Origin of the sequence: Lutibacter sp. HS1-25 (assembly GCF_004121075.1) — a bacterium.
Lineage (GTDB): Bacteria > Bacteroidota > Bacteroidia > Flavobacteriales > Flavobacteriaceae > Lutibacter.
The window spans coordinates 1-20399 of record NZ_RHLN01000003.1 but is presented as its reverse complement, the minus strand read 5'-3'; the positions used below and the strand labels follow the sequence as shown (position 1 = coordinate 20399).

Here is a 20399-nt window from a genome sequence, read left to right as displayed (position 1 = left end):
AAAAAAATTAAGTTGCAAAATTATACAAAATATACATAGCTAAGACTTATTATTTAAAAGTTTTATATTCAATAAATTATCGCTTATTAATTTAAAAAAATCATAAATTGCATCATAAATAAGCTTAAATATTACGAAATGGAAAAAATCACAGCTTACAAACCGACCAATAAAATACGTATTGTAACCGCCGCTGCCTTATTTGACGGTCACGATGCGGCCATTAATATTATGCGCCGTATTATACAAGCTACTGGTGTTGAAGTTATTCATTTGGGACATGACAGAAGTGTTGAAGAAGTTGTGAATTGCGCCATACAGGAAGATGCAAATGCCATTGCAATAACATCGTATCAAGGCGGTCATATCGAATATTTTAAATATATGCGCGATTTGTTACTTGAAAAAGGAGCTTCACAAATACGCCTATTTGGTGGTGGCGGTGGTGTAATTCTTCCTGAAGAAATTAAGGAATTAACAAATTATGGCATTACACGTATTTACTCACCCGATGATGGCAGAGCAATGGGTTTGCAAGGTATGATTAATGATATGGTGGTCCTTTGTGATTTTCCAATCCCATCCTTAATCCTTAACAAAGAGAAGGAAATTGCGCAAAGTTTAAAAAATAAAGAGGTAACAACAATTGCCCGTTTAATTTCTATTGCTGAAAATAGATACGAAGAATTTCAGCAACTTTTTACGCCATTGAAATCGGTAGCGGCAAAAGTACCCGTTTTAGGAATTACAGGTACTGGAGGCGCGGGAAAATCTTCAATTGTAGATGAAATTGTGCGTAGGTTTTTAATCGATTTTCCAAAAAAAACTATCGGAATTGTATCTGTTGACCCTTCAAAACGCAAAACTGGAGGTGCTTTATTGGGTGATAGAATTAGAATGAATTCCATTAAAAACAATCGCGTTTATATGCGCTCTTTGGCTACACGACAGTCTAATTTAGCGCTATCAAAACACGTTAGTGATGCCGTTGCTATTTTAAAAGTCGCTAATTATGATTTGGTGATTTTAGAAACCTCTGGAATTGGTCAAAGTGATACTGAAATTTTAGACCATTGTGATGTTTCATTGTATGTAATGACACCTGAATATGGTGCTGCAACTCAATTAGAAAAAATTGATATGATTGATTTTGCTGATATTATTGCACTAAATAAATTTGACAAACGAGGTGCTTTAGATGCTTTAAGAGATGTGAAAAAACAATACCAACGCAATCACAATTTATGGGATAGCAATGTAAATTCTATGCCTGTTTACGGTACTATTGCTTCACAATTTAACGATCCTGGCACCAATGAATTGTACAAATCAATTATCGAAAAACTGAATAATAAAACCAGTGCTAATTTCAACAGCTCTTTTAAAAGTACTGGAGAATTGAGTGAAAAACAATATATCATTCCGCCAAATCGCACCCGATACTTATCTGAAATATCAGAAAACAATAGATTGTACGGTGCACAAAGTTTTCAGCAAAAAGAAATTGCTCAAAAACTATTTGGTATTTTTAAAACTATTGAAAGTGTTTCAAATGTTAAACTGAGCCTGTCTAAGTTTGGTTTAAATGAAGATAGTTTTCAACACACTTCTACTACGCTAAGTGACCAATCTAAAGAACTTTTAAGTCTGCTTTTTAAAGAATTTTCAAAAGTAAAAATGGATTTAAATCCACACAATTGGAATATCATATTAAATTGGGAAACTAAAAAACAAGCTTACAAAAACGATGTTTATTCGTACAAAGTTCGCGATAAAGAAATCAATATTAAAACACATAGTGAATCGCTATCGCACCTTCAAATTCCTAAAATAGCCTTGCCAAAATACGAAGCTTGGGGCGACATTTTATACTGGAATTTAGAAGAAAACGTTCCTGGAGAATTTCCTTACACTGCCGGTTTGTTTCCATTTAAACGCACTGGCGAAGATCCAACCCGCATGTTTGCAGGCGAAGGAGGTCCTGAACGTACCAACAGAAGATTTCATTATGTAAGTTTAGGATTGCCTGCAAAACGTTTATCTACGGCTTTTGATTCGGTTACTTTATACGGAAACGACCCTGCAATTAGACCCGACATATATGGTAAAATTGGAAATTCGGGTGTTTCAATTTGTTGTTTAGACGATGCAAAAAAACTGTATTCTGGTTTTGATTTAACCAATGAAATGACTTCAGTTTCTATGACTATTAATGGTCCTGCAACCATGATGCTTGCTTATTTTATGAATGCCGCTATTGATCAGGAATGTGAAAAATACATTCTTAAAAATGATTTAAAATTTGATATTGAAGCTAAAATCGCTTCAATTTACAAGGAAAAAGGAGTTGAAAGACCTAAATATCAAGGTGTTTTACCAGAAGGAAATAACGGGTTGGGTTTGCTACTTTTAGGCGTTTCAGGTGATGAAGTTTTACCAAAAGACATCTATCAAAAAATTAAAACTGAAACCATTTCAAAAGTTAGAGGAACCGTACAAGCTGATATTTTAAAAGAAGATCAAGCTCAAAATACATGTATTTTTTCAACAGAATTTGCGCTTCGTTTAATGGGTGACGTTCAGGAATATTTTATTAAAAACAATGTCAGAAATTTTTATTCAGTTTCTATTTCAGGCTATCATATTGCTGAAGCGGGTGCCAATCCAATTTCGCAATTGGCATTTACACTGGCTAACGGATTTACCTATGTTGAATATTACCTTTCTAGAGGCATGGATATCAATAAATTTGGGCCAAATTTATCGTTTTTCTTCTCAAACGGTGTTGACCCAGAATATGCTGTAATTGGTAGAGTTGCGCGTAAAATTTGGGCAAAAGCTATGAAAAATAAATATGGTGCCAATACAAGAGCGCAAATGTTAAAATACCATATTCAAACATCGGGCAGAAGTTTGCATGCGCAAGAAATAGACTTTAACGATATTAGAACTACGCTACAAGCGCTATATGCCATTTACGACAATTGCAATAGTTTGCACACCAATGCTTACGATGAAGCCATTACCACGCCTACCGAAGAAAGTGTGCGCAGAGCAATGGCTATTCAATTGATTATCAACAAAGAACTAGGTTTAACAAAAAATGAAAATCCAATTCAGGGTGCTTTTATTATTGAAGAATTAACCGACTTGGTTGAAGAAGCTGTTTATCAAGAATTTGACCGAATTACAGAACGTGGCGGTGTTTTGGGCGCTATGGAAACCATGTACCAACGCAGTAAAATTCAGGAAGAAAGCCTGTATTACGAAACCTTAAAACACAATGGAGATTTTCCTATTATTGGCGTAAATACTTTTTTAAGCAGCAAAGGTTCACCTACAGCGTTGCCACACGAAATAATTAGAGCAACCGAAGAAGAAAAACAAACACAGATTAAAGTTGTTAAAAATTTAAATGATGGAAATTTTGAAAAAACCACAAAACAACTAGAACTTTTAAAACAAAAAGCAATTGAGAATAAAAATATGTTTGAACAATTAATGGAAACTTGTAAAGTTTGCTCAATTGGTCAAATTACCGAAGCTTTGTTTGAAGTTGGCGGACAGTATAGAAGAAATATGTAGTTTTGAAGCTTGAATATAAATTTTATAACAATTAACAATTTATGAATAACGATTTGAATGATTTAATAAAAAATGGAGTTGAAAATTTAGCATTAAAATTTGAAAAAATTAATTTAAATACCTTAAACATATCAGATTACAATAAAATTTATTTACAAAAATATATAGACAATTATTCATTTTACATGTCTATGTATTCACAGCTATTGACAAAAGCTATAAAAAAACTTAACAAACCTATTTCAGAAAGTATTTTTATTGATTACGGTGGTGGTTCTGGAATGCTAACATATTTAGCATCGGAGGTGGGTTTTAAAAAAATTATTTACAACGATATTTACGATGTATCTGTAAAAGACACTGAAATTATTTCGAATGCATTAAAAATTAAAATAGATAACTTCATATGTGGAGATGTTGAAATTTTTGTAGAGGAAATCAACAAACTAAACATAAAACCAGATTTAATTTGCTCTGTTGATGTTTTAGAACATATATACAACTTAGAAAACTGGTTTGAAAATATTGCTACAATAGATGCTGGTTTTTCATTATTATTTATGACTAGCGCCAATTCTAAAAATCCTTTTATCGTAAAAAGACTAAAAAAACTTCATTTAAATGCTGAATTTAAAGGGTCATCTCAAACAACTGGCTGGAAAGATAGAGACTTAAACACTTCATTTTTATCAGCTAGAAAAAAAATAATTAAAGACAACTTTCCTTATTTAAAAGATGATGAAATTGAATTATTATCTTCAAAAACAAGAGGTTTACAAGTAAATGAGATTATAAATGTTGTAAACCATTATCATAAATTTAATGAAATAAAATACAAAATTAACCATCCAACCAACACCTGTGATCCCTACACTGGTAATTGGACCGAAAACTTGATTGATTTAGAATATCTTAAAAAAATGATAGAATCAAAAAACATGAACGTTTGTTATACAAACTCTTTTTATGGCTATTCAAAAAATAAAATATTAAACATTCCTAAAACAATTCTAAACCAAACAATTAAATTACTTGGAAATAAAAATTTATTTTTTTCGCACACTTACACTCTTGAAGTTAAAAAGAATTCGCTGATTATTGATAAATAAATTTACCCTTTTACTCAACTCTTTTATAAACTTTTACACCGCTCTCTGTGTCAATTTGCAGACTTCCGTTTTCAGTTAATTCTAACAATTGAGATTGACTAAATCCAGTTTTTTTAACCATAAACATGGTCGATTTTGAAGTTTTACTAATAGTAGCAAACTCGTAATTTTCATCGCCACCAACAATCGCATAACCATCACCTTTAGGCTCAATTTTACATTCACCCCACATATCAATAAAATAAGTACCTTCAATGTTATATACTTTTGTTTCTTCAACTTCAGCAGGAACTGTTTGTGCAGCTACTGGAGACACAGCGGTTTCTGCAACAACGGCAGTTGTTACCTGTGGTGCTGGAACTACATTTGCTTGTTGAACTTGAGTTTGAGCAACAGGCGCAACTACATTATTTAAATTATTTTTAACAGTACCATTGTAAGCATAATCAAATTCAAGAATTTCATCAAAAGCATCTCTTATGGCTTCATGATAAGCTTTTTGATATTCTTTAATTTTAGAAGTTCCCAACTTTGTAGAATAAACAGTTGCATTAAAACAATCTACCAAATTTATTTTAACTTTTGTAGTAAACAACCCAGATTCTTTAACTAAAATTGCTTTTAGTGCCAAACATGGATTTGCTGCTAATTCTTGTGGATAAGCATCTGTTGACAATAAAACATCAAAGTCCTTTTTTTCAAACAAAAATTTAGTTAATGAATTTATTTGATACTGATCTGCAGAGCTTTGAAACTCATATTGAGCAGGAACAATAACATATTTATAAGAATTTAAAACTTCTTGTCCGAAAACATTAGAAAAACTAACTAAAATAAAAACAACACAAATAGAAATTAAACGACGCATACTCATATTTTTTTTGATGAATTTTGTAAATGTACTAATTATTATTGTAAAATATAAAATTTAACCCAACTTGAACATTGGCACTTTTAGCAGCATAAAGATTGGATAAGTACTGTAAATTATCTGCCAATAAATACAAATTAACAGGCCCTAATTGCGTTGAAATACCGAGGCCTAAATTTGCAAAAGTGTAAGAATCGGCGGTGTAAGTTACTTTGGCTTGAAAATGTTTATTAAACCAATGCTCAAAAAAGAGTGTTAATGCTAAATTAGAATGTACTTGACCAAGTGTTGAATACAATTGTACACCTACTTTATTACTAAATAAACCTGGACGGGTCTCAAAACGACAATTATCGTATTCTTTTCCAAAACTATAATGAATGGCACCATAAAATTTAAGCGGACGCAAAGTAATATATTTGGTATACAGGGTATCTAAAACTACCTCTTTTTCAAACCTATCTTTTAAATCGTTCCAATAATCCGCAGCATTACTGTTATCAAATTCAAGATCAAAACCTTCAACCTCAAAATCGCCTTTTACTTGATACGACTTAACATTTTGAGTATTGTAAACAAATCCTAAGTCCAATACACTCCCGCTAACGGTCCATTGCTCTTTATAATTATGTGTAAATCCTAAATCCAAGCCTAAACCTAAATTACCACCCAACAACATTTTTTTAACAAAGTCTGCAGCTTCTACATCAATATTACCATCCTCATCTTCCAAAAACACACCCGAAGTTTGCATTAGCAAATCAACATTGTTTAATTGCTGTTTGTAAATATTATCTGTTCCGTAGGTCGTTTTTAAAGCACCTGCATTTCTTTTACTACTCACATTTATAGCGCTCGAATATATTTTTCCACGTGCACCAACTTGCCATTTTTCATTTATTTTTTTAGAAATTCCGGCGTGAAAAACCCCCAATAGTTCGGCTCTTGCTGCTAATTTATTAACAGAATAGTTGTGATTAATATCTGAATTGCCATAATATGCTAAATCAACAAGACTTTTAGGAATTTTTATCAACGAATTAAATTCCTGATAGTATCCAAAACTCAAATAAATAGTGTTATTTAACTTAAAACCACCACTTAAAGCCTCTAGTTTTTGGTTTACTTCAATAAATTCAGCATTTCCAAATTTTTGTACAGCATCGTCAATTTTGGTATTTATATCTACACCGTTACTTGCAAAAATATCATAATAAGAAAATGCACTAAAACCGCCTTGCACAGCAACTTGAGACAATAAAGGAAATCCAACATAAAAATTATTGGAAACTTCAGCTCCTGGATTTAATATTAAAGTTTGAGGAAGTTCTGCAAAATCATATAAAACCTCATTATTTTGAGCGTAACCAACAGACAACATTAAAAATACTATAAAAACAATTTTTCTCATTCTGTAGTATAATTTAAAAACAACTCAACATAAGACTTAAAATTAAGTATAGATGGGTCGCTTGGTGAAATTATACTACCATCAGAACTTGATGACATAAACAATAAAAAGTCTATATACTGCGCATTGATAACCAAGCCAATATCTTTCTTTGGAATTTCAATTTGGGTAGTTAAAGCACCTGAATTTGGAGGAATTACAACAGTAGGACTTAAAGTGTAAATAAGATTTTTAGAAGCATCAAAAAGGTTAATAGTTACATTAAAAGTTCTGCTAAATTCATTTTTGGTTTCTACATTAAATACAATTTTTTCTAAATATTTATCGGTGCCACCACTAATTCCAGTTTCAATTAAATTACTTTGAATGTTTAACTCATCTCCAAATTCATTTAAAAAATCTGGAGCTTCTAAATTAAAAAAGACTTGCGTTACAATGTAATTGGTATTAATTTGAACATTGTCAATCTGATCAAAATCAACAGCTTTTGTACAACTTTGAAAACAACAAACAATAAGAAATAAATAGCCAAATAAAGCGTTTTTCATAATGAGAGGGGTTCATAATAAACATATCAAAGTTAATTTATTTTTTTTGAATTTCACACCAATTATGATTAGTTGTTAATGTTAATTATTGATTTTTATTTTAAGCATACTTTATTTAGTTTGCAGATTATATTGAACCGATTTATTTATTTTTTATTGACTGAATTGGCTAAGCAACCAACACACTTAAATTTTACAAATACTGTTTTAGCTCTAATAAATTTTTAACCGATTTGATATTTGCTGAAACAGATTCGTTATTAAAATTACAAAAGATAACATCGAGTCCCGCATTTTTTGCACCCATAATATCGGCTTCCCAATTATCACCAATCATAATAGACTCACTTGAAGTTGCTTTTGCTTGATCTAAAGCATACTGAAAAATGATAGGATTTGGTTTTTTTACACCAACAGATTCCGATGTAATTATTTTATCAAAATAAGTAGTTAAACCCGAATTTTCAATTTTCTTAAATTGAACTTCATTAAAACCATTGGTAATAATGTGCATTTTATATTTTGGCTTTAGATGCTCCAAAATTTCAAAAGTACCTTCAAAAAGCTGGTTGTTTTTAGGCAAATATTCAATATAATCAACTGATAAATTATCTATTAACTGTAAATCTACTTGGTATTTAATTTTAGTAAAAGTATCTTTTAATCTTCCCACCCTCAATTCTTCTTGGGTTACTTTTTCATCACGGTAAAGTTTCCAGTATTTTTCATTAATACCTCGGTAATAATTTAAAAACTTATCCATATTGGCATTTACACCATATTTTTTAAAAATGGCTTCAAAAGCAATGTCTGAGTTTGTTTCAAAATCCCAAAGGGTGTGATCTAAATCGAAAAATATGTGGTTGATGTGGTTCATTTTATTTACTTATATTTTATTTTTTAATCCTTTAGCAACTTTTACTAAGTTGGTTTTTATATACATATAATTGGGCTGAGAAATAAATTCTCCTATTGAAATTACCAAACTAATTCCAAGCAATAATTGAATTAAAAGTAAAAATAAAGGTTTTATTTCTATTAAATAACCTACTAAATAGACAATCAACCCAATAATTATTGCAAATAAAAACGAAGGAAAAATATCTTTTAACTGCTCCAAAACAGAATATTTCAACAACTTTGAACTCCAAAACGCATTCAACATACAAGATAGCATAGAAATAATTAGCATTCCTAAAATCAATATTTTTATACTTAAAAAGGCACAAAAAATTAGCACAGGAATTGCAATTGTTTTTTTAACTATTTCTAGTTTTAAAAACAAATCACTTCTACCAAACACTTTTAGAATATCAGTATTTAGTGATTGCAGTGGATACAAAGCGCCAACTAAAGTTAAAAATTGTAAGTATAAAATTGATTCAGACCAGTTCTCACCTAACAATGTTAAAATAATTGCTTCAGCACTAGCGGCAAGCCCAAACATTAAAATAAAAGTAATAAACATAGTGTTTTGAACTAATTTTTGGTAACTACGTTTCAAAACAATTAAATCATCAACTTTAGAAAGCACTGGGTATGAGACCTTTGCAATCAATCTTGCTATATTTTCTGAAATCATAGCCTGAAATCTATCAGCCCTATTAAAAAACCCTAATTGAGCAGCTGAATAATACTTTCCAATTATTAAATAAAATCCATCTCTATATACAGTTTCAATTAATCCAACCATTAATAATTTCCATCCAAAATCAAATAACTCTCTAAGAGCTTTTATATTAAACACTAAACTTGGCTTCCATTTTACAAATACCCAAAATAAAACTGACGTTGATAGTGTTTTTAAAAGATTCAACATTACTAAAGCCCAAACACCATAACCCAAAATTGCAATTATTATAGCTCCACATCCTGATAAAACCGTTGAAATAAAAGAAATTTTAGCCTGAAGTTTAAAATTCAAATCCCTGTTTAATTTTGTTTGATGAACAAAACCAAAAGCATCAAAAATAATACCTAATGCAAATACTTGTACAATTTGTTTTAATATGGATTCTCCATAGAAATTAGCAATACCCGTTGATAATAATAAAAGTAAACCATAAAAAACAAAACTTACAAATACTGAGAAATAAAAAACTGTCGAATAGTCTGTTTGATTACATTCTTTTTTTCTTATCAATGCACTACCCAATCCTGCATAAACAAAAACTTTTGAAATCGCAATAAATATTGCAATCATACCTATTAGTCCAAAATCTTTAGGCGATAAAATACGAGCTAAAAAAATACCTATACCAAATTGGATAAAATAAGTAAAGAAACTTTCAACAAAACTCCAAACTAAGCCGTAAATTGTTTTGTTTTTTAAATCATCCATTTTAGATTAACTATCATTTATTATATAAATTTAATGCCCTACTCAACAAACAAATGTAAACAATTTGAATAAGATTATTTTTGAAATAAAACTTGAATTGAGATGCTGTTAAATTATAAAACTATATTTGCACCATTAGGGTCTAATATCATAATTAACTTTTAAAAAATTGAAAAACAGTTTAAATATTTTGTTTTTATGTGGTTGGTATCCATCAAGAGTTTTACCAACAAATGGCGATTTTGTTCAAAGACATGCTGAAGCTATTGCTACCAAACACAACGTAACACTGATACACGTTATTACAGATAACAAAATAAATAAAACTGAAAAAACCTTTCAAACAGTTAACAATGTAAATACCCATATTATTTATATCCCAAAAACGAGAAATCTGTTTTTAAAATTTTTCCTTTTTTTTAATACATACATCACAACAATAAAAACCATTAAAGATTTTGATGTTGTACATTTAAACATTACTTATCCTGTTGGATTAATTGCATTGTATGTTAAATATTTTATTAAAATACCATATATAATTACAGAACATTGGAGTGGATATCAGTTCCCTAACAATAAATCAATTGGTTTATTTGAAAAAATACTCTCTAAAATTATTGTAAAAAAAGCCTCATTTGTTTGTCCTGTTGCAAAATATTTAGAGAAAGCAATGATTTGTTTTGGCCTAAAAGGAAACTATTATCCAATACCCAATGTAGTTGATACAGATATATTTAATATTTCTAATAACAACAGTGAGCATTTTACTATTACCCATGTTTCTGGAATGGATAATGAAGTTAAAAATATAAAAGGAATTTTATCGGTTATTTCAAAATTACAAAGTAAAATACCCAATCTTGAATTTAATTTAATAGGAAGTAATTCAGCTAAATACACTGAACTCATTGAGAAATTAAAAATCAAAAACATCCATATTATTGATCAAATTTCAAATGCCGAAGTCTCAAATTATTTAAAAAAATCAAATTTATTTATATTGTTTAGCAATTACGAGAATTTACCTTGTGTAATTTTAGAAGCTTTTTCTTGTGGAATTCCTGTAATAGCAACAAATGTGGGTGGAATTAATGAATATTTTCCTAATAATTTCGGAAAACTAATTTCAATTAAAAACGAAGAGCAATTATATCAAGAAACCTTAAATTTATATGAAAAAAAATATACAATTGCTTCTAAAGAAGAAATACACAATTATGCAGTTAAAAATTTTAGTAAAGAACATATTTGTAATGAATACAGTAGGATATATCTTAAAACAATAATTTCATTTTAAAACTAAAATACTTTTCTTCTTCAACCCCAAAACTTTTATAAAACCCTGCAACTCCTTTAACCATAGAGCCTTCAAAATCTAATAGTAAATTGCTATTTTGAAAGTCTTTAATCAATTGTGAAATTAATAATGTTGGTAAACCTTTTTCCTTAGCTTTTTTAGTAGCAATTGGCAATAAATAGGTAATTCTATTTATGTCTTTTAGCCAAATTAAACTAGCTAATAATTTTTCATTTTCTTTAATTCCCCAAATATTAACTGCTTTTTGATTTGAGTTTAACAATTGCTGAAGTGAGGTAATTTGATCTTGTTTTAATTGGTAGTTTTTTTGTTCATTTAAATAAAAGACTAAAAATTCACTAGCATTTATTTTTTTATCAATACTATAATTTTCTGCTCCTAGTTTTTTTAAACTTCGTTTTCTATTTTTATTATATCCATTATAAATATCTTCATACGATTTATTTAAAGGCAGTATATAATTCATTCTCTCTTCAGTTTTAAACAAACTCAAATCGTTGTTTGAATTAAACTGAATAGTGATTTTTTTAAACTTTTTTGGGATAGCATCAACAAACTGTTTTGTTATATCTGCTTCAATCTTAAAACTAGAGAAGACACCAAGTTGCTGGGTCCATGCTGGCGGGTAAATATATTTGATAAAGTATTTTTGCCGCCAAGTCAACGGCATTACAGCTTCATAATCATTCAACACCAAAGCATCCCAATTATCAGCAACAATATCTAAATACCAACTATAGGCGTATATTCGTGTATTTACAGCTGTTTCAATACAAGCGTTGTATTTTACAATATCAATGTTTTTTCTTTTTAAATAACGAATCATAAATTAATAATTCACCATTTTTAAATAAATTTCATTCCAACCAGCCCAATGCTCACCTTCACTTAAAGTTTCGTTGTGCAATAGTGAAATAAATGTTCCGTTTACTTTTTTCACTTCATCTTTTAATTTAAAAATAAGAGCCAAACTTTCTTCATTTGACAATTTCATATAATCTTTTAAAGTGCCATCCATAAAAGCAAACGGATATAACTTAAGTGGTGTTTGAATTTCAAAATCAAGATCATAAAAATAAAAAGGCGTACATGTACTGGCTCTAAAACCTGCATATTTTGCGTACCCCATAGTATAATCTTCTTCAATATCTAAGTCTATTAAATTTTGATAAGTTTCGGGAATAATCAACCTTAAAAAATGCTGACGCGAAAAAACTACAGGTGCATTTATTATACTCTCTAAACGTTTTTTTTCTTTTTTCAACATTTCAACATCTTTTATAGAAAAGTAAGATGGGTGCATTCCTATTTTAGCATAGTCTCCAACAGATTTAATTAATGATTGAAATTTGTTATTTATAAACGAAACATTTTTGTCATACGTTGTATAATCGCCCAATAAAAAGAAAAAACGGGTATCTACATTGTATTCTTTTTTAATTCTTAAAATTTCAGAAAACGTATCAAACGAGTCTTTTTTAAGATTCAAAATTGTAAGAAGCCTATACCAAAAATTCACAAAATTCAACCTTACAATATCCTTAAAAAACCCACCTAAAGTTCTAATAATTCCTTTGTTTTTATAGGCATAAGCGATATCAATATCAAAAGTTGAAATCATTTCAAAATTTCTACTTTGATAATTGTAATTTGGAAATTTTTCTTTAAGTAATTCTAAAAACTTAAATGCCCAAATATCTATTAAAGGCTGTTCTAAAAATCCATTTTTAAAGGCAATACTTTCATCTGCAGGAAATCGTTCATGCATATCTCTTACATGAGGCAAGTATTCTTCGTAACGTGAAATTAAATAAAAACTTGCGGCAAAAATATCAAACGGAATACTGCTAGATTCTCCTGCTGGAAAAAAACAAGGCACATCATCCCATTTAGCAATAACAATGTCAATATCGTTAATACCTTGCTCAAATAACAAATCGTTACTTCTAATGTAAAACTCCTCACCCAATGGCGTTTTAGAATAAGATATTTTTGGTCCATTATGTGCTGCAAATTCATCAACTTTTGTTGTAAATGTTACCTGAATTTTTAAGGTTCTAACAAAAAATTGTTTAAAAATATAACTTATTCTAGGCGTGACTTTATGCGTGTAAACTAATAACATTATCTGTTTTGGTTGTTGGATTTTGGTTGTTTGTTGCTAACTCAACAACAATTCCCACCTCAAGGAGGGTATTGTTTGCCTTAAGATTTTACTGAAAATCTAAAAAAACTTCTAATTTTTAATATGTAACTTTTATTTTATTCAACTTTAAACTTTAGACTTTAGACTTTAAACTTTAAAACTTTCAGTCTATAATATACTCTCATCGGCAAAGCTAAAATAAGCATTTTCGGTAATAATTAAATGATCCAGTACTTTTATGTCTAATGTTTCTCCTGCCAATTTTAATTTACTGGTAATTGATTTATCTGCAACACTTGGCTGTAATTTTCCTGATGGATGGTTATGACATAAAATAACTGCCGTTGCAAACAAATCCAATGCTCTTTTAAACACCAATCGCACATCTACCAAAGTTCCGGTTAAACCACCTTTACTTAGCTGTTCTTTCAACAAAACTTTATTCGAATTATTTAGATATACTATCCAAAATTCTTCGTGTTGCAACTCTCCTATTAAGGGTTGCATTATTTCAAAAACACTTTTACTACTTGTTATTTTAGGCACTTCCAAAGCCTCTTCTAATCTTCGTCTTCGCCCCAATTCAAGCGCGGTAATAATTGAAATCGCTTTTGCCTCGCCTATTCCTTTAAACTTTTGCAAATCCAAAGCTGTCAATTTCCCCAAAGTATTCAGGTTATTTTCAATTGAATTTAAAATTCGTTTAGACAGGTCAACTGCGCTTTCATTTCTACTACCAGAACCAATTAAAATTGCAATTAACTCTGCATCAGACAAAGCACTTTTACCTTTTAACAACAGTTTTTCTCTTGGTCTATCATCTTCAGCCCAAGCCTTGATAGACAATGATTTATTTTCATATTCCATAAACATTTTTTTTTCAAAGATAAGAGTAATATATTTGTCTAAATATTTCAAAACATGAAAATTATAATTGCAGGTGCAGGAGATGTGGGTTTTCATTTAGCAAAACTACTTTCTTTTGAATCTCAAGACATCTATTTAATTGATACAGATGCTGAAAAACTTGAATATGCAAGCAATCACATAGACGTTATCACTAAAAGAGGAGATGCTACTTCTATAAAATTATTGAAAGAGGTAAATATTGATAAAGCTGATATTTTTTTAGCTGTAACTGAATCTCAAAACACCAATTTTACAGTTGCTGTTTTAGCAAAAAAATTGGGCGCAAAAAAAACAATTGCTCGTATTTCAAATCACGAATTCACAAGAAATTCTGAAATTGATTTTACTGAAATAGGTATAGACAGTATGATTTCTCCTGGTGAATTAGCTGCCAACGAAATTTTAATGCTTTTAAATCAGTCGGCTTTTAATGATACTATTCAGTTTGAAAATGGCACTTTAAACATTTTAGGAAGCACTTTAGAATACAATTCGCCATTAATTAATTTAACGGTTAGAGAGGCGCGACATAAATTTTCGGATATTGATTTTATTACCATTGCTATAAAACCTTCAAATAGTAGCGAAACTATTATTCCGAGAGGCAATACAATTTACAAAGCCAACGATCAAATTTACTTTTCAACGCCACAAGAAAGTATCAAAAAATTATACAAATTAATGGGGAAAACCCAATTTGGAGTTAAAGATGTAATGATTTTAGGCGGTGGAAAAATTGGTGTAAAAGCTGCTCGAAGTTTGTGTAATAACAAATTTAACATCAAATTACTTGAAATTGATAAAGAGCGCGCCAAAGAAGTGGCCGAAAAAATTCCAAATGCACTTATTATAAAAGGGGATGGTAGAAATGTTGAATTGCTAGAAGAAGAAAATATTTCTCAAATGGATGCCTTTGTTGCTGTAACAGGAAACTCTGAGACCAATATCATGTCATGTTTGGTGGCCAAATCAAAAGGCGTTAAAAAAACAATTGCTTTGGTAGAAAATATGGACTATATCAATATTTCACAAACAATTGGTATTGACACTTTAATCAACAAAAAATTACTAGCTGCAAGTGCTATTTTTAAACATGTACGTAAGGGCGATGTATTAAAATTAGCCAACTTACACAATGTTGATGCCGAAGTTTTAGAATTTAGAGTGAAAGAAAATTCACTTGTTACAAAAAATCTAATTAGAGATATTAAGATTACCGAAAAAGCTGTTTTTGGTGGCGTAATTAGAAATGGTATTGCACATATGACCTTTGGAGATTTTCAAATTTTAGCAGGAGACAAAGCTGTTGTTTTTTGCTTACCTGAAGCCATTCATAAGGTTGAAAAATTATTTAACTAAAAACACCATAACTAGCTAAAATTTAAAGTTTTAAATATCCAATACATCTTTTAAAATTTTAAGTTTACCAATTTTTAATATGAAAAACCTCAACATACAAATTATCATAAGTTTTTTAGGGTTAACTTCCATACTAAACGGATTGTTTATGCTACTAGCTGTGCCTTTTAGTATTTATTATGGTGAAACTGAAAAATGGGGCATTTTAGGAGCTGGTATAACCACTATTGTAATTGGTTTTATATTGTGGTTTTTTAACCGAAATGCTAAAAAAAATCTTGGCAAAAAAGAAGGTTATTTAATTGTTACTTTAGGTTGGCTCATGCTTACATTAACAGGAACTCTACCGTATGTTTATACTGAAACCATTCCCGTTTATGTAAATGCTTTTTTTGAAACAATTTCTGGATATTCAACAACAGGTTCCTCAATTTTAACAGATATTGAATCTATGCCAAAAGGTATTTTATTTTGGCGAAGTGCAACACATTGGATTGGCGGTATGGGAATTATTGTACTTACGGTTGCCATTTTACCTTTATTGGGAATTGGTGGTATGCAGTTATTTATGGCTGAAGCTCCAGGTCCTTCGGCCGATAAAATGCACCCTAGAATTACTGAAACCGCAAAACGTCTTTGGTTGATTTATTTTTTACTAACTCTGGTAGAATTCCTTTTACTAAAAATTGCAGGAATGACTTGGTTTGATGCTATTAACCACGCTATGGCAACTATGAGTACGGGAGGTTTTTCAACAAAAAATGCAAGTATTGCTCATTATGATAACTTTCCAATAATTCAATATATAATTATTGTTTTTATGTTTATTGCAGGTGCAAATTTTGTACTAACCTATTTTGCTTTAAAAGGAAAAATTAGCAAAGTTTTTAAAAGTGAAGAGTTTAGATATTACTTTTTTGGCACCGTGGCTGTAACTTTACTTATTACTTTTTTAATTGTTAATTATCAAGATCCAAATTTAGCATCTAGTTTAAGTCATACTAAAATTTGGGGTGAAACAGAAAATGCCTTTAGACATGCTGCGTTTTCAGTTGTTTCTGTTTTAACAACAACTGGTTTTGTTTCTGCCGATTTTACAATGTGGAGCGCTATGGTTACAGCCATTATGTTTTCGTTATTTTTTATTGGTGGTTCTGCAGGTTCTACCAGTGGTGGTGTTAAAGTTGTTCGTCATATTATTATGATAAAAAGTAGTTTTTACGAATTTAAAAAAGTACTGCATCCAAATGCAATAATACCAGTACGTTACGATGGCGGAAGTGTTCCAAAAACAATTATTTACAATATCTTATCTTTTTTTGTACTTTACATGCTTATTTTTATAATGAGTAGTTTATTATTAACCTTTTTCGGATTAGATTTCCCTTCAGCAATGGGTGCTGCAGCTTCGTCTTTAGGTAATATTGGACCTGCAATTGGATCTGTAAGTCCGGTTGATAATTTTGCACATTTAACCATACCTGCAAAATGGTTCTGCTCGTTTTTAATGCTAATTGGAAGGTTAGAATTGTTTACTGTTTTAATATTATTTACACCTTTCTTTTGGAAAAACATTTAAGATTTTTGTAAAATGCATTTTATTTTTAAGGTATTGACACAAAATAAAAAGTGAGACTAAAAAATTATTCAGTCTCACTTTTTAATAGATTTTCTTAATTTGTTTAAAAAACCAACGATTTAAACTTCTCAAAATCCAAACCTCCATAATTACCCGAACTCATTAAAAGTAACGCAGTATTTTCTAAATTCTGATTGAATAAAAATTCTTTAAAAGCATCAGCATCCGTAAAAACTATTAAATCTTCGCGTTCAAATGCATTTCTAATTTGTGCTTCTGAAATTTTTTCTAAACGCTTAATTTCTAATGCATGTGCAGAATAATATACAACTGCTTTATCTGCACTATTTAAAGCACCTTTATATTCTTTTAAAAAATCGGCATTTAAACTACTATAGGTATGCAACTCTAAACAAGCTATTACTTCTCTATTGCTATACTGATTTTTAACTGCATTTGTAGTTGCTTCAACTTTGCTAGGCGAATGTGCAAAATCTTTAAACACAACCGTATTTTTATTTTCAGCAATTTTTTCCAAGCGTTTGCTTGCACCTTTAAAACTTACAATAGCTTCATAAAAATCATCTTCATTTACACCCATATGCTGACAAATCCATTTTGCTCCTGCCATGTTTTGTAAATTGTGTTTCCCAAAAATTTCTAAAGGAAGCTCACCCTCATTAGTTTCAATAAATGTAGTGCCATCAACAATTTTATAATTTGGGGTTATGTACGGATATTTTTTAATAGGATTTTCAGCTGATTCAACAACATTTTTTACAATTTCATCTTCTTCATTGTAGACCATTATTCCACCATCAATTAATGAATTGGTAAAAATTGAAAACTGTTCAACATAATTTTCAAAAGTTGGAAACACATTGATATGATCCCACGCAATACCACTTATCAAAGCAATATTTGGCTGATATAAATGAAATTTTGGTCGCATATCTATTGGGCTCGATAAATATTCATCTCCTTCTAACACCATAAATTCATTATCAGAAGTTAAATGTACCATGGTATCAAAACCATCTAATTGTGCACCTACCATATAATCTACATCCATATTATGATAATTTAGCACGTGTAAAATCATAGAAGTAATGGTTGTTTTCCCATGAGAGCCACCAATTACAACACGTGTTTTATCTTTAGACTGTTCATATAAAAACTCTGGATATGAATATATTTTCAGACCCAATTCCTGTGCTTTTTTTAGCTCAGGATTATCGGGTTTTGCATGCATTCCTAAAATTACAGCATCCAAATCTGATGTGATTTTTTCTGAAAACCATCCAAAATCACTAGGTAACAAACCTTTATTTGCCAACCTTGTTTTTGAAGGTTCAAAAATAGCATCGTCACTTCCTGAAATAGTATACCCTTTTTCTTTCAAAGCCAGGGCTAAATTATGCATAGCACTACCTCCTATTGCTATAAAATGTATATTCATATATTATAATTTTTAACATCAAATGTAAGTAATCTCCTAAAAAAAACACGATGAATCAACTTTATTTTCAACAAATTTACACAGAAACATCATACTTCAAAAAACAACTTATTCATCTAAAATTGAATAAAATTAACTATTTTTGATATACCAAACGATTTCATTTATTCGAAATCAAAAAACTAACCAATACCCAACTAATGAAAAAAGAAAAATTTTCATTGAATATTAATACAATATTATTATTCTTTGTTTTAGCCTTTTTAAGTCATGAACTGACATATTCACAATGTGTAAATCCAACCCCAATAGGAAATACTTCTCAAATTTTTTGTGATAGCAATGAACCTAAAATTGAAAATTTTATAGTTTCTGGTGGTGAAATTGCATGGTTTGATGCTCCTTCTGGAGGAACTCAGTATGATAAATTACTCCGTTTAGAAAATAACAAAACCTATTATGCAGATGATATTACAGGTGGAAGTTGTAGCCCAAACAGACTTGCTGTTACCGTAACAATTAATGGAACACCTCCAACAAATACTTACTCTATTATAGGTGTTTGTGCCGATGAAAATGCTACAATAGCAGATTTACCAGCAACTGGTACAAATATTGAATGGTATGATGCCAAAACTGGTGGCAACTTACTTTCAGACTCAACCCCACTGGTAAATGGGGTAACTTATTATGTACAGCAAACCGCAAATGGATGTACTAGTAAAAGATTGGGAACTGCCGTTATTTTAATTGCTCCAGAAACGCCTACCGTGGCTCCAACACAAACATTTTGTGCTACTTCCAATCCTACTGTAGATAATTTAAAAGCTATAGAAAACAATGTTATTTGGTACGAATCTGAAATGGCATCTCTACCTTTAGATATTTCAACAGCCTTAATTAATGGTGAAGATTATTGGGCAACTCAAGAAAGCGTTGGTTGTGAAAGCTTAGAAAGAGCTAAAACAACAGTTTTTATTGACACCCCTCCAAATGCAGGAATAAGTTCATCATTAAACGAGTGCGAAATTGATTTAGTTACAACTAATTTATTTGATAAATTAGGAGGAAGTCCTGATATTACTGGTGTTTGGACAGGGCCAAGTTCTCTATCTGGTGGTTACTTAGGTACTTTTGAACCTGGTGTTAATAGCTCTGGAACATACACTTATACTGTTAAAAGTAGTTTAGGTGCTTGCCCTGATGCATCCGCTAATGTAGCAGTAGTAATCGAAGTAGTTACTCCTCCAACAGGTCCTACAACTCAAACTTTCTGTGAAATTGAAAATCCAACTGTTGACAGTTTAAGTCCTAGTGGAAATAACATCAATTGGTACGATAGTGATAATGCTACAATTCCTTTAACTAAAACAGCTGCTTTGGTTGATGGTAAAGTTTATTACGCTACAATAACAAATACTTCTGGTTGTGAAAGTGTTTTACGATTAGAAGTTACTGCTAACATTGAAAAGCCTTTACCTCCTACTGGTGCTGCAACTCAAACTTTTTGTGAAATTAACAATCCAACTATTGAGAATTTAAGTCCTAGTGGAAATGAAATCAATTGGTACGATAGTGATAATGCTACAACTCCTTTAACTAAAACAGCTGCTTTGGTTGATGGTAAAGTTTACTATGCTACAATAACAAATACTGCTGGTTGTGAAAGTGTTTTGAGATTAGAAGTTACTGCAAACATTGAAAAACCTTTACCTCCTACTGGTGCTGCAACTCAAACTTTTTGTGAAATTGACAATCCAA

Annotated in this window: 14 protein-coding genes and 1 pseudogene; 6 read left to right on the top strand and 9 right to left on the bottom strand. The window is 30.2% G+C overall.

Annotation, left to right across the window (positions count from 1 at the left end; translation table 11 throughout):
• Positions 1 to 138 precede the first annotated feature (138 nt).
• Both EC396_RS02340 and EC396_RS02335 read left to right on the top strand, forming a co-directional pair.
• Entirely contained in the window at positions 139 to 3585 is a 3447-nt protein-coding gene (locus tag EC396_RS02340; RefSeq protein ID WP_129365103.1) for a methylmalonyl-CoA mutase family protein, read from the top strand.
• Positions 3586 to 3626: 41 nt separating this feature from the next.
• Positions 3627 to 4694 (top strand): methyltransferase domain-containing protein, encoded by a 1068-nt coding sequence (locus EC396_RS02335; protein WP_129365102.1) that lies wholly within the window; start codon positions 3627 to 3629, stop codon positions 4692 to 4694.
• A 10-nt stretch (positions 4695 to 4704) separates the two neighbouring features.
• Here the strand turns inward: EC396_RS02335 and EC396_RS02330 are convergent, their stop codons facing one another.
• The 5 genes from EC396_RS02330 to EC396_RS02310 all read right to left on the bottom strand — a co-directional run bounded on the left by EC396_RS02330 (position 4705) and on the right by EC396_RS02310 (position 9865).
• Positions 4705 to 5562, bottom strand: a complete 858-nt coding sequence (locus tag EC396_RS02330) for a hypothetical protein (RefSeq protein ID WP_129365101.1) — start codon at positions 5560 to 5562, stop codon at positions 4705 to 4707.
• 34 nt (positions 5563 to 5596) lie between these two features.
• Positions 5597 to 6976 carry a DUF5723 family protein gene (locus EC396_RS02325; RefSeq protein WP_129365100.1) on the bottom strand — a complete coding sequence of 460 codons (1380 nt, stop codon included), beginning with the start codon at positions 6974 to 6976 and terminating at the stop codon, positions 5597 to 5599.
• On the bottom strand, positions 6973 to 7524 hold the full coding sequence (locus EC396_RS02320; protein WP_129365099.1) for a hypothetical protein: 552 nt from the start codon (positions 7522 to 7524) through the stop codon (positions 6973 to 6975). Before EC396_RS02320 ends, EC396_RS02325 begins: the two co-directional genes overlap by 4 nt.
• 193 nt (positions 7525 to 7717) lie before the next feature.
• Positions 7718 to 8401, bottom strand: a complete 684-nt coding sequence (locus EC396_RS02315; protein ID WP_129365098.1) for a YjjG family noncanonical pyrimidine nucleotidase — start codon at positions 8399 to 8401, stop codon at positions 7718 to 7720.
• Between the two features lie 9 nt (positions 8402 to 8410).
• Entirely contained in the window at positions 8411 to 9865 is a 1455-nt protein-coding gene (locus EC396_RS02310) for a lipopolysaccharide biosynthesis protein (RefSeq protein WP_129365097.1), read from the bottom strand.
• A gap of 169 nt (positions 9866 to 10034) precedes the next feature.
• On the opposite strand from EC396_RS02310, the gene EC396_RS02305 reads away from it, so the two are divergent.
• The gene (locus EC396_RS02305; RefSeq protein ID WP_129365096.1) at positions 10035 to 11165 is read left to right on the top strand and encodes a glycosyltransferase; all 1131 of its coding nucleotides are present in this window, start codon (positions 10035 to 10037) and stop codon (positions 11163 to 11165) included.
• Here EC396_RS02305 and EC396_RS02300 read toward each other — a convergent pair.
• The 3 genes from EC396_RS02300 to radC form a co-directional block, all read right to left on the bottom strand.
• Positions 11143 to 12012: a hypothetical protein gene (locus tag EC396_RS02300; protein ID WP_129365095.1), complete on the bottom strand. Its 870-nt coding sequence runs from the start codon at positions 12010 to 12012 to the stop codon at positions 11143 to 11145. The two genes, EC396_RS02305 and EC396_RS02300, sit on opposite strands and share 23 nt — an antisense overlap.
• Before the next feature lie 3 nt (positions 12013 to 12015).
• Complete coding sequence (locus EC396_RS02295; protein ID WP_129365094.1) at positions 12016 to 13311, bottom strand: polysaccharide deacetylase family protein; 1296 nt, start codon at positions 13309 to 13311, stop codon at positions 12016 to 12018.
• A gap of 189 nt (positions 13312 to 13500) precedes the next feature.
• Positions 13501 to 14199 carry a DNA repair protein RadC gene (gene radC, locus EC396_RS02290; protein WP_129365093.1) on the bottom strand — a complete coding sequence of 233 codons (699 nt, stop codon included), beginning with the start codon at positions 14197 to 14199 and terminating at the stop codon, positions 13501 to 13503.
• 54 nt (positions 14200 to 14253) lie between these two features.
• On the opposite strand from radC, the gene trkA reads away from it, so the two are divergent.
• Positions 14254 to 15600, top strand: a complete 1347-nt coding sequence (gene trkA, locus EC396_RS02285) for a Trk system potassium transporter TrkA (RefSeq protein WP_129365092.1) — start codon at positions 14254 to 14256, stop codon at positions 15598 to 15600.
• Positions 15601 to 15679: 79 nt separating this feature from the next.
• Complete coding sequence (locus tag EC396_RS02280; protein WP_129365091.1) at positions 15680 to 17179, top strand: TrkH family potassium uptake protein; 1500 nt, start codon at positions 15680 to 15682, stop codon at positions 17177 to 17179.
• 103 nt (positions 17180 to 17282) lie between these two features.
• On the opposite strand, the gene murC is transcribed toward EC396_RS02280, so the two are convergent.
• Positions 17283 to 18638, bottom strand: coding sequence for a UDP-N-acetylmuramate--L-alanine ligase (gene murC / locus EC396_RS02275; protein WP_129365090.1), 1356 nt, complete (start codon positions 18636 to 18638; stop codon positions 17283 to 17285).
• Between the two features lie 200 nt (positions 18639 to 18838).
• Here murC and EC396_RS02270 point away from each other — a divergent pair.
• Positions 18839 to 20399, top strand: a pseudogene (locus tag EC396_RS02270) (hypothetical protein); the annotation flags it as partial.

Bases quoted from the DNA above. Each gene is read 5' to 3' on its own strand.
- EC396_RS02325 (WP_129365100.1), bottom strand. From the start codon at position 6,976: ATGAGAAAAATTGTTTTTATAGTATTTTTAATGTTGTCTGTTGGTTAC.
- EC396_RS02310 (WP_129365097.1), bottom strand. From the start codon at position 9,865: ATGGATGATTTAAAAAACAAAACAATTTACGGCTTAGTTTGGAGTTTT.
- EC396_RS02300 (WP_129365095.1), bottom strand. From the start codon at position 12,012: ATGATTCGTTATTTAAAAAGAAAAAACATTGATATTGTAAAATACAAC.
- trkA (WP_129365092.1), top strand. From the start codon at position 14,254: ATGAAAATTATAATTGCAGGTGCAGGAGATGTGGGTTTTCATTTAGCA.
- EC396_RS02340 (WP_129365103.1), top strand. From the start codon at position 139: ATGGAAAAAATCACAGCTTACAAACCGACCAATAAAATACGTATTGTA.
- EC396_RS02335 (WP_129365102.1), top strand. From the start codon at position 3,627: ATGAATAACGATTTGAATGATTTAATAAAAAATGGAGTTGAAAATTTA.
- EC396_RS02295 (WP_129365094.1), bottom strand. From the start codon at position 13,311: ATGTTATTAGTTTACACGCATAAAGTCACGCCTAGAATAAGTTATATT.
- EC396_RS02330 (WP_129365101.1), bottom strand. From the start codon at position 5,562: ATGCGTCGTTTAATTTCTATTTGTGTTGTTTTTATTTTAGTTAGTTTT.
- EC396_RS02280 (WP_129365091.1), top strand. From the start codon at position 15,680: ATGAAAAACCTCAACATACAAATTATCATAAGTTTTTTAGGGTTAACT.
- EC396_RS02315 (WP_129365098.1), bottom strand. From the start codon at position 8,401: ATGAACCACATCAACCACATATTTTTCGATTTAGATCACACCCTTTGG.
- murC (WP_129365090.1), bottom strand. From the start codon at position 18,638: ATGAATATACATTTTATAGCAATAGGAGGTAGTGCTATGCATAATTTA.
- EC396_RS02320 (WP_129365099.1), bottom strand. From the start codon at position 7,524: ATGAAAAACGCTTTATTTGGCTATTTATTTCTTATTGTTTGTTGTTTT.
- radC (WP_129365093.1), bottom strand. From the start codon at position 14,199: ATGGAATATGAAAATAAATCATTGTCTATCAAGGCTTGGGCTGAAGAT.